Genomic DNA, 13,126 nt, shown 5'->3' with positions numbered 1-13,126 from the left:
CCTTCCACAGCCGCCGATGCTTCCCTGGAGATGAGCATGTCCGACTTCGAACCGGTGTCCGGCGCCAGCAACCCCGAGCCCGGGTCCGTTCTGGCCGGAACGGGAACAGGCACCGGCTCCGCACCCGCCCCGTCGCATGGCGGCGCCGGGCTGAGCGCCAGGCAGGTCCGCCTGCGCGCCACCCTGCAGGCCACCGGCATGCTGCCCGTGCTGATCATCCTCGCGATCGGCTTCCACCTGCTGGGCGGGCACCGATTCCTCACGGCGCAGAACCTGTCGATCGTGGCGCAGCAGGCTTCCATCAACTGCGTGCTCGCCGCAGGCATGACCTTCGTGATCCTGACCGGCGGCATCGATCTGTCGGTGGGCTCCATCCTCGCCGCGTCGGCCATGGGCGCGCTGATCGTGTCGCTGCTGCCCGATTTCAGCGGTCTGGCGATCCCGGTCTGCCTCGGCATCGGCGCCGGCATCGGCGCGCTGAACGGTCTGCTCGTCGCCTACGCCAAGCTGCCGCCCTTCATCGTCACGCTGGGCTCGCTCACCGCCGTGCGCGGCCTCGCCCGCCTGATGGGCGCGGACAACACCGTGTTCAACCCGAACCTCAGCTATGCCTGGCTCGGCAATGACGGGCTGCACATCCTGCCCGGCTTCGCGATCCCCTGGCTGGCGATCGTCGCCATCGTGGTGATCCTGCTGTCCTGGTACGTGCTGCGCCGGACCGTGCTCGGCGTGCGCATCTACGCGGTCGGCGGCAACCCGGCCGCGGCGCGCCTCGCCGGCATCAACGTGCCGCTGATCCTGTTGTTCGTGTATGCGCTGTCGGGCGCCCTGGCGGGCCTGGGCGGCGTGCTGTCGTCGGCGCGCCTCTATGCCGCCAACGGCCTCCAGCTCGGCCAGAGCTACGAGCTCGACGCGATCGCCGCCGTGATCCTGGGCGGCACCTCCTTCGTCGGCGGCGTCGGCTCCATCTGGGGCACGCTGGTCGGCGCGCTGATCATCGCCGTGCTCAGTAACGGCCTGATCCTGGTCGGCGTCTCCGACATCTGGCAGTTCATCGTCAAGGGATTGGTGATCATCGGCGCCGTGGCGCTGGACCGGTTCCGTCAGGGCAGCGGCGTCCGCACCTGACACGATCAAGGCGCCGCGGAACCGGCCCGGCCGCGGCGCGCGACAACAACAAACGGGCTTTTCTTTCGAGGACAACGACCGTCATGACCACCACCCGTTCTCTGCTGCTGGGCGGCGCCGCCCTGCTCGCCGGCCTTCTCGCGGGCCAGCCGGGCGCCCAGGCCCAGGACCACAAGAAGCTGACCGCCATCGGCGTGACCATGGGCTCGCTCGGCAACCCGTACTTCGTCGCCCTGACCAAGGGCATCAAGGCGGAAGCCAATGCCGACGGCCACAACGTCACCGTCACCGCCGTCTCGGCCGACTACGACCTGAACAAGCAGTTCACCCAGATCGACAACTTCATCGCCGCCGGCGTGCAGCTGATCATCCTGAACGCGGTCGATCCAAACGCGATCCTGCCCGCCATCAAGCGCGCCCAGGCCGCCGGGATCGTCGTGGTCGCCGCCGACGTCGCCGCGACCGGCGCCAACGCCACCGTGCAGACCGACAACGTGCTCGCCGGCAACCTGTCCTGCGCCTATCTGGCCAAGGCGCTCGACGGCAAGGGCAACGTCGTGATCGAGAACGGCCCGCAGGTCTCCTCGGTGACCGACCGCGTGAAGGGCTGCAAGGAAGCGCTGTCGAAGTCGCCGGACATCAAGATCCTGTCGGCCGATCAGGACGGCAAGGGCTCGCGCGACGGCGGCCTGCAGGTCATGCAGGGCTATCTGATCCGCTACCCGGACCTCGCCGGCGTGTTCACCATCAACGATCCGCAGGCGATCGGCTCCGAACTCGCCGCCAAGCAGCAGAACCGCAAGGTGCTGATCACCTCCGTCGACGGCGCGCCCGACATCGTCGCCGCCCTGAAGACCAAGGGCAGCATGATCATCGCCTCCGCCTCGCAGGACCCCTACCAGATGGGCCGTCTGGCCACCCGCATCGGCACGGAAATCCTCGACGGGCATCCGCCGGCCGACAAGATCGTCCTGATGAAGCCGAAGCTGATCGACGCCCAGAATGTCGGCTCCTATGTGGGCTGGACCGACCACTAACCCACGCTGAACGGCGCCGGGCGGTTATCCCCGCCCGGCGCCTGATCTTCTTTTTCTGAAGAAAAAGAAGCAAAAAGACTTCTATCGGTTTGGGTCACCAAACGAACAGAAGTTCTTTGGTTCTTTCTTTCAAGAAAGAACACTCCTTCCACTGTTCGATCGGAGAACGGTCTAGGGACACGTATCCTGGCGCTTCCATCTGGGAGGCGGCATGGCGGATCAGTTCGGGTCGACGATACGTTCGGGGCAGGTCGCCCTGCCCGCCCTGTTCCAAGGCACGGCCCGGTTGCTGGACGGAACCGAAGCCCCGCCCGCGCCGAAACCCGCCCGGCACGACGACCTCGAAGGGCAGTTCCAGGCCGATCTGCCCCTCACCTTCGCCCTGCTGCACAGCGTCGGTTTCGCGCCGGTTCCTCCATCGCACCCGGCCTATTCCGCCTATCTCGAAGCGTCCCGCCAGCACGCATCCGCGCCGAACGACCCGCCCTCCGCGCCCCCTTCCCCGCACGGCCCCGACACGATCGTCATGCCGTTCGAGACCACCATCACCATCACCGAGGAGATGGCGCTCCAGTTCGGACTGGTCGCCCCCGGTCATGGTGCGTCGCGCAGCAACCATCAGGCACAGCCGGCTGCTCGCAAACGCAAGGCCGCCGTTCCACCGCCGTATTTCAACCCCAAAGCCGGAAGCACGAGGAGCACCGCGCCTGCAGGCGCCGATGATCTGGACGCGTTCCTGCGGTTCGTCGGTGCGCCGAAACGGGCTTCGCCGATGACCAGCCGCACCGGCCAAAACCCCGCCCTTCCCCTCCACGGGATCGACCTGAACATCCAGGACATCGCGACACCGCATCAGGCGGCGGACCCGGCCCAGCCCACCACGCAGACGCCTCGATCCGCCCACGATCCGTCCGTCACCGGAACCCCCGCCTCCACCCTCCTGCACGGCCTCTCGGTCGCCGGCCGGTTCACCAGTTCTGCCGCGATCGGCGCCGCCTCGTCCCTCAAGCAGACCGCCGTCGGAACCTGGACCCTGATCAACAAGGGCGACACCTATCTCAATCACGCTCTTCTCTACGGGCCGCACGACCCGGTCGTGGCGCAAACGAACGCCGAGGTCGCCGATATTGGCAGCCGCGTCGGATCAGCCATCAAGACGGCGGCAGAACACCCGCTCGACACGATCAAGACGGCTGCGCAGACGGTCGAAAGCGGTGCGGAGAAACTTGTCGCCGATGGCGAAGCGGCGGAGACGGCGGGCACGTTGCCGGAGTTCCTGGGCGGCCTGACCGGCGAAGCCGTCGCACAGCTTCTCACCCTGCCGGCGGAAGAGGTCAGAGCCGCCGAACTGGCCGCCGACGCGGTGCGCGGCGCCGAGACGATCGGTGCCAAGGAGGGTCTGGGCACCACGGAGAAGGCCGCCACCGGCGAAGCTGGCGCCCAGACGGCGCTCCGGGACGTGCATTTCACGACGGCAGAAGAGTTCAACAAGGCCGCCGCAAACCCTCTGCCGAACACGACCTACCATTACGGCACCTATAGCTGGACCACCGACGAACACGCCAGAACCAAGCAGATCCACGGGTTCGTCGAAGTGAAATCCGCGGGACGCAACGAGACCTTGCAGATCAAGATCGGCAAGGAAGGCAAGCCTGGCGATGTGGGGTTCCATTTGCTCGCGGACTCGCTCAACGGACCGACCAACCCTCTGAACGTGGTGCCAGGAAACGGCAAACCCATCGGCGATGGCCTCGCGAACCTGAACCAGGGCGCCTATGCCAGACTGGAGCGGACGATCAGGAAAATGGCGACCGGGTTGGGACATCCTGTAGAAATCAGGATCACGCCACAATACACTGCCGGCAACCTCAGCAAACGACCGGATACCATTCTTGTCGAGTTCCGCCCCGGGACGGAAGATTGGTCTGAACGCGTCTTTTCGAATAAGTAGGAGAAGATATGAATATCGATCAAATGGAGAAACAGAAACATATCGTCGTCGATCTTGCACAGTTTATTTCCGAGGACTGGCGTAGAATCGTCTTAAGCTACGAGGTAGGAGATGGCCCAGATTTGCTAGAACAAGATACCATGCTCTCATATATTACAGGCCCGTTGGATAATTTAAAGAAGGTAAGTCTTACAGGCCTGCCAGATAAAGTAAGACAAGCTGTTTTTGAACTTAGTAAGATGATGGCAGACGTCTCAGGTCGCACATGGTCGTCGTGCGAACTGATCATTGATGCCAGCGGACACTACAATTTTAGCTTCTCCTATGACCCGCCAAAACGGATCAACGGAATTTACGACGAACAATCCTACGGGCGCTACAACAACTATCTCGACATCTACAAGGCGGAAATCGCTGCAACCACAGTCCCCGGACAGGGGAAGTCATGATGCTTTAGCTATACAGCAACATACGACACCATTCTGGATTGGGGTTGCATATCAGTCGACCAGTCCACGCGAATGGAATCGCGCCGGACACAACGAAACCTTGCAACCAAAATCGACAAGGAAGACAAGCCGAGCGATGTGGGCTTCCATTTGCTCGCGGACTCGCTCAACGGACCGACCAACCCTCTGAACGTGGTGCCAGGAAACGGCAAACCCATCGGCGATGGCCTCGCGAACCTGAACCAGGGCGCCTACGCCAGCCTGGAGCGGAGAATCAGGCAAATGGCGTCCTCATCGGCAACCCCCGTGGAAATCAGGATCACACCCCAATATATTGCCGGAAACCTTAGCAGACGACCAGACACAATTCTTGTGGAAGTGCGCACCAAAGGTGGAAACCCGCTTCGCAGCTACTTCAACAACAAATAGGCCACACAATGAATATCGAACAATTAGAGAAGCAGCAGGAAGTCGTCCTCCATATCGCTCAACTTATCACAGAAAGCTGGCGGAGGATCGTCGTCAGCTACGAGGTAGAGGATACTCAGGAATCAACCGAACATAGTACAATGGTTGTCTACGTAACGGGTCCAAATAGTGATTTGAGACTAGAAGGTTTAGCGGGAGCTCCCACAAGCCTCGAAGACGAACTCTTTTCTCTCAACAGACTGATGGCAGACGCCTCAGGTCGGACATGGTCGTCCTGCGAACTGATCATCGATGCCAGCGGACACTACAATTTCAGCTTCTCCTACGACCCGCCCAAGCGGATCAACGGCATCCTCGATGAACAGTCCTACGATCGCTACAACAACTATCTCGACATCTACAAGGCCGAACTCGCGGCAACCACAGTTGCCGGACACGGGAAGTCATAGTGCTTTAGCTATACAGCAACACACGATACCATCCTGGATTGGGGTTGCACATCGGCCGATCACTCCACGCGAATGAAATCCGCCGGGTACAACGAGACCTTACAGCCAAGATTGGCAAGGAAGGCAAACCGGGCGATGTGGGCTTCCATCTGCTCGCGGACTTGCTCAACGGCACAACCAACCCTCTGAACGTCGTGCCCGGAAACGGTAAACTCATCGGCGATGGCCTCGCGAACCTGAACCAAGGCGCCTACGCCAGCCTGGAGCGGACGATCGGGAAAATGACGTCCTCATCGTCACCCCAGTGTAAATCAGGATCACGCACTAATACACTGCCGGCACCCTCAGCAGACGGCCAGATACGATCGTGGTCGAGCTTCACGCCAAAGGCAAGCGTTTGGCTCTACAGCGCTTTAGAAACAAATAGGACATCACATGAATATTGACCAGATGGAGAAGCAGAAGGAAGTTGTCATCCATATCGCACAACTTATCACAGAAAGCTGGCGGAGGATCATTGTAAGCTACGAGATAAATGATACACCAGATTTAACCGAAGATTCTACTATGGTATTTTACATAACAGGCACGTCGAGCGATCTAAGACTTCAAGATTTAGACAGAAAGGGATCAACATCGTTAGAAGATGAATTTTTCTCTCTCAACAAACTAATGGCAGACACCTCAGGTCGAACATGGTCGTCCTGCGAGCTGATCATCGATGCCAGCGGACACTACAATTTCAGCTTCTCCTACGACCTGCCTAAGCGGATCAACGGCATCTTTGATGAGCAGTCCTATGACCGCTACAACAACTATCTCGACATTTACAAGGCCGAACTCGCTGCAACAACGGTCGCCGGACAGGAGAAGTCATAGCGCTTTAGCTATACAGCAACATACGAGACCATCCTGGATTGGGGTTGCACATCGGCGACGGGCTCGCGAACCTGAACCAGGGCGCCTATGCCAGCCTGGAGCGGACGATCAGGAAAATGGCGGCCTCATCGTCACGCCGCTGTAAATCAGGATCACGCCACAATACACTGCCGGCACCCTCAGCAGGCGGCCGGATACGATCGTGGTCGAGGTGCGCACAGCAGGTAGATCGCCACTTCATAGCTTTTTGATAATAATTAGGAGATTCCATGAATATAGAACAGTTAGAGAGACAGAAAGATGTTGTCATTCATGCTGCACAGCTTTCGACAGAAAGCTGGCGTCGGATTGTTGTAAGCTACGAGGTGGAAGATACCCCGAAAGCAACCGCTCACAGCATGGTGGTCGTGTATGTAACAGGCTCAATGTCAGATTTAGAATTGCACAGTCTGGAAGAAGCTTCCACCTCTCTGAAAGACAGGCTCTTTTCTTTAAATAAAGCGATGATAGATACGTCCGGCAGAACATGGTCGTCCTGCGAGGTGATCATCGATGCCAGCGGACACTACAATTTCAGCTTCTCCTACGGCCCGCCCAAGCGGATCAACGGCATCCTCGATGAACAGTCCTACGACCGCTACAACAACTATCTCGACATCTACAAGGCCGAACTCGCTGCAACAACGGTCGCCGGATATCGACAAGCATGATGAATCCGAAGAGATATCGAGCACGCGAGCGATAGGATACCAAAAGCGCTCAGGACCGTGCGTCAGAAAATGAGCTCGACATCGAAAGCTTCTGGCCCATGAATGTCTACAAGCTGAGCGCTGATCTAGCATACGGCAGCCTGGTATTCGCCCATACGCCAGAAATATCATCCAACGAGAAACAACAACTGAAAATATGGAGCGATGAGTTCTCCGATTGGAGCCATCACTGTGAAATGGTAGGCTGGCGCCCGCCTCCAATCGGGTATGGTCGCCGCAACCGGGCACGCGCCCTTCCGCTCGATTGCGTCCATCTCGCTCTGGGCTCAGAACACGACATGCTCTTGAGTCCCAGAGCACAGGCCGCGCTTTCTCCGCTGTTGTTACCAAACGGGCGCTTTCTACCTGTGCAATGGGAGGAGCGAGAGTACCGCATCTTCGAATGCAAGACCGTCGTCGACGTTGCAGATCACGACCAGTTGGAGCGTAACGGCCTGGGCTGGATCGATCGCTGGTCATTCCACCACGACCGCCTGGCTGTCGCGCCTGCAATCTTCACCGTTCCTCAGGATAGACGGACACGGATGTGCACCGACGTCTTCCGTGACGCGGTGGAGACGCAGCACCTGCTGGGGTTTGAGTTTCAGCTACTTTGGTCGAGCGGCATAGGCGGTATCAAGCTGGACAACTCGCCTAGCCAGTTCTTCGGCGATTCAGGAAAGCGAATGAGAGATGCTGCCAAGGAACGACGCAAAGCGATGCTGAAACTCTTAAAGACGCGAGAACGGGAAGCCAACGACAGGTAGATCAACCGGACGCAACGAGACCTTGCAGATCAAGATCGGCAAGGAAGACAAGCCGGGCGATGTGGGCTTTCATTTGCTCGCGGATTCACTCAACGGGCCGACCAACCCTCTGAACGTCGTGCCCGGAAACGGCAAACCCATTGGCGATGGCCTCGCGAACCTGAACCAGGGCGCCTACGCCAGCCTGGAGCGGACGATCAGGAAAATGGCGTCCTCATCGGCAACCCCCGTGGAAATCAGGATCACACCCCAATACATTGCCGGTAACCTCAGCAGACGGCCAGATAGTATTTTCGTCGAGTTGTACGTCGAAGGCAAAACGTCGGCTCAACATTTTTCAAGAATAAGTAGGACGCCACATGAATATGGCTCAGTTGGAAAAACAGAAACAGGTCGTCATCAATATCGCTCAGCTTGTTACAGAAAGCTGGCGCCGTATCGTGGTAAGCCACGAAGTGGACGACAGACCGGAAACGACTGAACAGAGCACTATGGCTGTTTATGTGACAGGCGCACTGGACGATCTTGAATTACGAAGTCTAGATCGAAATGGCTCCACATCCTTAGAGGATGATTTCTTTTCTCTCAACAAAATCATGGTAGACGCTTCAGGTCGAACATGGTCGTCCTGCGAACTGATCATCGATGCCAGCGGACACTACAATTTCAGCTTCTCCTACGACCCGCCCAAGCGGATCAACGGCATCCTCGATGAACAGTCCTACGACCGCTACAACAACTATCTCGACATCTATAAGGCCGAACTCGCTGCAACAACGGTCGCCGGAAGCTAGCAGTTCGCAGCGCCGCGCCTCACAACGCTTCAACGCAAACCGAAGCGCATAAGGGTCGACAGCGCGACATGCCGTTGGCCTTAGCTGGTTCAGGGCGAAGAGCCGGTTCTCTGGACGCACTTCGGAATCAGACTTCCGTCTGCCCATCATGTCAGTGCCTGCACGCGGAATTCGGCGCGGGCCTGATGGACCTTGCTTCGACACGGCCTGCCGAATCCCAAAGGCAACAAGATGGGTATCGGAGCGCACACGATTCGGCTGCCGAATGGTGTCGCGACAACCACCTCGCCGAGTCCCCCTCCCCTCCTGATCGGCAAACGATGGTCATCCCGGCTGCGATCACCTGGTCGCCGGGGCGATCCGCCAGATTGCTTCCGATATCGGGACTTTTCCGACACCGCCTATGTCCTCTCCCATCTTGCCTGATGCCCGCATTCACAGATTGACTTATGTTGTGACCGGCAACAAAGTGGCGTCAGCTCATCGGCCAACGGAACGTCGATAACGACGCCGGCCGCAACGGGGGAGAAAACGATGAAATTCGGCACGCTGTTCTCGTATTGGAACACCGAATGGGACTGCGATGCCGCGGGCTATGCCCGCCTCATCGAAAAAGTGGCGGCAATCGGCTTCGACCTGCTCGAAATCAGCGCGGATCACGTCTACCGCATGTCGGAGGCAGATCTCGCCCTGTTGCGCGAAGCCGCCTCGACACATCGCATCGGATTCACCATCAACAGTGGACCGGCCAAGGAATTCGATCTGGCGTCGACGGATGCCGGGACACGACAGAACGGCATCGCGTATTTCGAGACCATCTTGCAGAAGATGGCGATCCTGGAAGCCAATAGCCTTGCAGGCGCCATCTACTCCTACTGGCCGGCCGATTTCGTGTCGACCGACAAGAGCGGTGCGTGGGACCGGAGCATCGAGGCGCTCAGGATCGTGGCGAAGACGGCCGAACGCCTCGGCATCACGATCTCGCTGGAGGTGCTGAACCGCAACGAGACCTATATTCTCACGACATCTGCCGAAGCCGTCGAATATTGCAGACGCATCGACAGTCCGTCGATGAAGATCCTGCTCGACACCTACCACATGAACATCGAGGAGGATGACCTCCTCGGCGCCATCCGCACCGCCGGCCCTCTGCTGGGCCATTTCCATGTCGGCGAGAACAATCGCAAGCTTCCGGGCATGAACAACAGCATCGACTGGAAGACCGTGGCGAGCGGTCTGCGGGAGATCGGCTATGACGGCAACGTGGTGATGGAACCGTTCCTGCTCGCCGGCGGCGCCGTCGGCCGTTCGATCCGCGTCTGGCGAGATCTCAGCGACGGGGCGGACACGGCGCGGATGGACCAGCACATCGCCCGCTCGCTCCAGTTCCTCCGGACGACGTTCGCCGCTGCATGAAGGATATCGGCCGGGAGCTATTACTCCCGGCCGAATGCGACTCTCCTCGTCTGGTCAGGCAAGAGTCCCGCCTTCTCGGCAGAGTGTGCCTGTGCCGCCCGTCCGGATACGTGCGGAGCCGACCGCCCGGAACCTGAAAGGAAAAAGTCGTTTTGCTTCTTCCTCAGAAGAAGCAGACTTTCGGCGCGTTCATTCAGAACGCTCAAAGCCCTCGAGCCTTCTGGTCGGCATGACCGGGAGGAAAGCGACGTTTCTCAGCGGATGGTGTAGCCGCCGTCGATCGGCAGATTGACCCCGTTGATCATCGCCGCCGCGCCGCTGGCGAGAAACACTGTCGCCAGCGCCACCTCCTCCGGCTCCGCAAACCGGCGCGTGGGGATCTCCGCACGGGCACGCTCGCCCTTCTCGCCGCTCCAGCCGACCAGCGACATCGGCGAATTGACCACGGTGGGCGAAACGCAGTTCACCGTGATTCCCCGCGGCCCCCATTCGATCGCCATGCATCGTGCCATGCCGAGCAGCCCGGTCTTGCTGGCGCAGTAAGCGACATGCTGATCGAGTCCCACCACGGCCGCCTGACTGGCCATGAAAACGACCCGGCCATAGCCTTTCGCCAGCATGTGGGGCGCCACCGCACGCGTCATGCGATACTGCGCGTTCAGATTGATCTCGACCACACGGCTCCATTCCGCGTCGGGTACGGCCTCGGCCGGCCCGACATGGCCGATGGCGGCATTGTTCACCAGAACGTCGATCCGGCCCGTCACAGCGACGATCTCCGCGACCACACGGGCGACATCGCCTTCCGAGGTGATGTCCGCGATGAAGCTCCGCGCGCCGGCATGCCGGGCCGCGACGTCGTGCACCGATGCCTCGCGATCGACCAGCATCACCTGCGCACCGCGCCCGGCGAACGCGGCGACCAGACACTGCCCGATCCCGCCACCCGCACCCGTGACGATCACGGTCTGGCCACGCAGGTCGAAGGCATTGTCGAAGGTGAGACCATTCATGACGCATCTCCGGGCGCTCGTGTGTCAGACAGCGTCATGCCGCGGATCAGCGCGTCGAGCGCGGCGAAATCCGCCGTCCCCTCCATCGGGCCGCGCCGCGTGACCGCGATTGCACCGCTGGCGGCAGCATATCGCAAGCAGGTTTCCACGTCCTTCTTCCGCAGCCAGCAGGCGACGAAGGTGGCGCCGAAACAATCGCCGGCGCCGGTCGGGTCGATCTCGGTGACGGGAAAGGCCGGCACGGTCATGCTGCCGGCACGGTCGTGATAGGCGGCGCCGTCGGCGCCCCGCTTGATGACGATGGCATCGACGCCGAAATCCAGCACTTCGGCGATCGCCGCCGCGTCGTCGTCCGCCTCGGTCAGCAGAGTCAGTTCGGAGCCGCTGGGCAGAAACAGATCGCACTGCCGCAGCATGGTTCGCAGCGCCTCCTCCATGCCGGGAAGTTTCAGCATCTCCTTGCGCACGTTGGGATCGAAGGACACGGTTCCGCCCCGCGCCTTGACGGTCGCGATCGCCGCCTGCGCCGCATCCACCAGGGCGGGAGAGAAGAGCGACGACCCCATCACGTGCAGATGCGCGGCGCGCGCGAGCAGCGAGTCCGCCGCCGGCGTGATCCGGGTCAGACCGGCGGCGCTGTGCCGGATGTTGAAAACGAAATCGCGCTCTCCGGTCTCACGATACCGGACGAACGCGCTGCCGGTGGCCTGCCCGGGCTCCACGGCGATGGCGGACACGTCGACGCCGTCCGAACGCAGTCGTTCGACGTTGAGCGCACCGAAATCGTCGTCGCCGACGGCGGAAACGAGGCCGCACGGATGGTCGAGTTTCGCGACCTGGTCGATGAAGATCGCCGGCGCTCCGCTGGGATACGGTCCTGACAGCGGCTGGGCGGCACGAAAGCCGTCGCCTTTCGTTTCGGCGAGGATCTCCACGACGATCTCGCCCATCGCCACCACGAGCCCCTCAGGCGGGTTCCGCTTTGCTAGCATATGGCTCTCATCTCGGCCGGACCGGCAACGCCGGGCGAAGGCCGCCCGGCGTTCCGCTTCGAAAGCTGGCTTACTTGCCCAGGAACTGCTGGACGTTGGCTTTCGTGACGTAGGTCCAGGGCACGTTGTAGAGCTTGCCCTGGCCATCGTCCCACTTCATCGACGGGTAGGTGGTCCAGCAGGTCGAAAGCGGCTTGTAGCTGTCGCCGATGACATGGCGCAGCGCCAGATCGACCGCTCCCTGCGCCTGCGTGAAGGCATCCTGCCTGATCGACAGCACCATGTAGCCCTTGCTGACGGCCACCATCGCGTCATGCACGCCGTCGATGCCGGCCGTGGGCACGGTGGTCGGGTCGATGCCCTGCGACCGCATCGCGGCGATGGCGCCCAGCGCCATCTCGTCGTTCTCGCCGATCACGCCGTTGATCTGGCCGGGATGCGCCGTCAGCCAGTTCTGCATCAGGTTGAGCGCTTCGGCGCGCGACCAGTTGGCGGTGTTCTTCTCGAGCAGATGAATGCCCGGCGCCGCCGCCAGGGCCTTCTGATTGCCTTCGTAGCGCTGGATCGAACCGAGCTGACCGACCGGCCCCTGCAGGATCACCACGTTGCCCTTGCCGCCCAGCTTGTCGATCACGGCCTTAGCTTCGTCCTCGCCGGCCTTGACGTCGTCGGAACCGATATAGGCGGTCTCGTTGCCGGCCTTCACCGGACCGTTCGAGCCGATCACCGGAATGCCGGCCTTCTCGGCACGGGCCACCAGACCGCCGCCGGCATTGGAGTCGATCGGGTCGAAGATGATGGCGTCGTAGTGCTGCGCGATCATCTCGTCGAACTGACGATCCTGCGTCAGTTGATCGTAGTTGCCGTCGAACACGGTGAGGGTAGCCGTCCCGTCCTTGATCGCGGGATGCTTCTTCGCTTCGTTGACCCAGCTCTGGGCGAACTCGCCCTTCAGCCCATACATCGCCACGCCGATGCGATACGTCTTGGCGTCCGCCGCCGAGGTGGCGGCGCCGAGGGCCATCAGCGCGACGCAGCCGAGCAGAAACGTCTTCATTGTGTTTTCTCCCTTG

General features: G+C 60.8%; 17 protein-coding genes. 12 read left to right on the top strand and 5 right to left on the bottom strand.

Annotated features, from left to right (window positions below; all coding sequences use genetic code 11):
* The first annotated feature begins 36 nt into the window (after positions 1–36).
* Positions 37–1,128 carry an ABC transporter permease subunit gene (locus ACZ5BM_RS14405; protein WP_498908801.1) on the top strand — a complete coding sequence of 364 codons (1,092 nt, stop codon included), beginning with the start codon at positions 37–39 and terminating at the stop codon, positions 1,126–1,128.
* An 83-nt stretch (positions 1,129–1,211) separates the two neighbouring features.
* Entirely contained in the window at positions 1,212–2,165 is a 954-nt protein-coding gene (locus tag ACZ5BM_RS14400; protein WP_498908800.1) for an ABC transporter substrate-binding protein, read from the top strand.
* Positions 2,166–2,259: 94 nt separating this feature from the next.
* On the opposite strand, the gene ACZ5BM_RS14395 is transcribed toward ACZ5BM_RS14400, so the two are convergent.
* Positions 2,260–2,556, bottom strand: a complete 297-nt coding sequence (locus tag ACZ5BM_RS14395) for a hypothetical protein (RefSeq protein WP_498908799.1) — start codon at positions 2,554–2,556, stop codon at positions 2,260–2,262.
* Positions 2,557–2,727: 171 nt separating this feature from the next.
* Here ACZ5BM_RS14395 and ACZ5BM_RS14390 point away from each other — a divergent pair, with 171 nt between their 5' ends.
* The 4 genes from ACZ5BM_RS14390 (at position 2,728) to ACZ5BM_RS14375 (ending at position 5,443) form a co-directional block, all read left to right on the top strand.
* A complete protein-coding gene (locus ACZ5BM_RS14390; protein ID WP_498908798.1) occupies positions 2,728–4,116 on the top strand; it encodes a DNA/RNA non-specific endonuclease in 1,389 nt (462 codons plus the stop codon).
* An 8-nt stretch (positions 4,117–4,124) separates the two neighbouring features.
* Positions 4,125–4,565, top strand: coding sequence for an antitoxin YezG family protein (locus ACZ5BM_RS14385; protein WP_498908797.1), 441 nt, complete (start codon positions 4,125–4,127; stop codon positions 4,563–4,565).
* 72 nt (positions 4,566–4,637) lie between these two features.
* Positions 4,638–4,994: a DNA/RNA non-specific endonuclease gene (locus ACZ5BM_RS14380; protein ID WP_498908796.1), complete on the top strand. Its 357-nt coding sequence runs from the start codon at positions 4,638–4,640 to the stop codon at positions 4,992–4,994.
* Between the two features lie 8 nt (positions 4,995–5,002).
* The gene (locus ACZ5BM_RS14375; protein ID WP_498908795.1) at positions 5,003–5,443 is read left to right on the top strand and encodes an antitoxin YezG family protein; all 441 of its coding nucleotides are present in this window, start codon (positions 5,003–5,005) and stop codon (positions 5,441–5,443) included.
* A gap of 59 nt (positions 5,444–5,502) precedes the next feature.
* Here the strand turns inward: ACZ5BM_RS14375 and ACZ5BM_RS14370 are convergent, their stop codons facing one another.
* Positions 5,503–5,688, bottom strand: a complete 186-nt coding sequence (locus ACZ5BM_RS14370) for a hypothetical protein (protein WP_498908794.1) — start codon at positions 5,686–5,688, stop codon at positions 5,503–5,505.
* 190 nt (positions 5,689–5,878) lie between these two features.
* Here ACZ5BM_RS14370 and ACZ5BM_RS14365 point away from each other — a divergent pair, with 190 nt between their 5' ends.
* The 6 genes from ACZ5BM_RS14365 to ACZ5BM_RS14340 all read left to right on the top strand — a co-directional run bounded on the left by ACZ5BM_RS14365 (position 5,879) and on the right by ACZ5BM_RS14340 (position 10,048).
* A complete protein-coding gene (locus ACZ5BM_RS14365) occupies positions 5,879–6,322 on the top strand; it encodes an antitoxin YezG family protein (protein WP_498908793.1) in 444 nt (147 codons plus the stop codon).
* A gap of 269 nt (positions 6,323–6,591) precedes the next feature.
* Complete coding sequence (locus ACZ5BM_RS14360) at positions 6,592–7,032, top strand: hypothetical protein (protein WP_498908792.1); 441 nt, start codon at positions 6,592–6,594, stop codon at positions 7,030–7,032.
* Between the two features lie 98 nt (positions 7,033–7,130).
* Positions 7,131–7,838, top strand: a complete 708-nt coding sequence (locus tag ACZ5BM_RS14355) for a hypothetical protein (protein WP_498908791.1) — start codon at positions 7,131–7,133, stop codon at positions 7,836–7,838.
* Positions 7,839–7,860: 22 nt separating this feature from the next.
* Positions 7,861–8,319, top strand: a complete 459-nt coding sequence (locus tag ACZ5BM_RS14350; RefSeq protein ID WP_498908790.1) for a DNA/RNA non-specific endonuclease — start codon at positions 7,861–7,863, stop codon at positions 8,317–8,319.
* A gap of 10 nt (positions 8,320–8,329) precedes the next feature.
* The gene (locus tag ACZ5BM_RS14345) at positions 8,330–8,632 is read left to right on the top strand and encodes an antitoxin YezG family protein (RefSeq protein WP_498908789.1); all 303 of its coding nucleotides are present in this window, start codon (positions 8,330–8,332) and stop codon (positions 8,630–8,632) included.
* A gap of 534 nt (positions 8,633–9,166) precedes the next feature.
* Positions 9,167–10,048 carry a sugar phosphate isomerase/epimerase family protein gene (locus ACZ5BM_RS14340; RefSeq protein WP_498908788.1) on the top strand — a complete coding sequence of 294 codons (882 nt, stop codon included), beginning with the start codon at positions 9,167–9,169 and terminating at the stop codon, positions 10,046–10,048.
* A gap of 254 nt (positions 10,049–10,302) precedes the next feature.
* On the opposite strand, the gene ACZ5BM_RS14335 is transcribed toward ACZ5BM_RS14340, so the two are convergent.
* The 3 genes from ACZ5BM_RS14335 to ACZ5BM_RS14325 form a co-directional block, all read right to left on the bottom strand.
* Positions 10,303–11,061 carry an SDR family oxidoreductase gene (locus ACZ5BM_RS14335; protein WP_498908787.1) on the bottom strand — a complete coding sequence of 253 codons (759 nt, stop codon included), beginning with the start codon at positions 11,059–11,061 and terminating at the stop codon, positions 10,303–10,305.
* On the bottom strand, positions 11,058–12,053 hold the full coding sequence (locus ACZ5BM_RS14330; RefSeq protein WP_498908786.1) for a sugar kinase: 996 nt from the start codon (positions 12,051–12,053) through the stop codon (positions 11,058–11,060). Before ACZ5BM_RS14330 ends, ACZ5BM_RS14335 begins: the two co-directional genes overlap by 4 nt.
* A 70-nt stretch (positions 12,054–12,123) precedes the next feature.
* Entirely contained in the window at positions 12,124–13,110 is a 987-nt protein-coding gene (locus ACZ5BM_RS14325; protein ID WP_498908785.1) for a type 1 periplasmic-binding domain-containing protein, read from the bottom strand.
* Between the last annotated feature and the right edge of the window lie 16 nt (positions 13,111–13,126).

The organism is Lichenicola sp. GTC18331 (assembly GCF_055386855.1).
The sequence above is the reverse complement of the archived record's forward strand: the minus strand, read 5'-3'. Positions and strand labels throughout refer to the sequence as shown.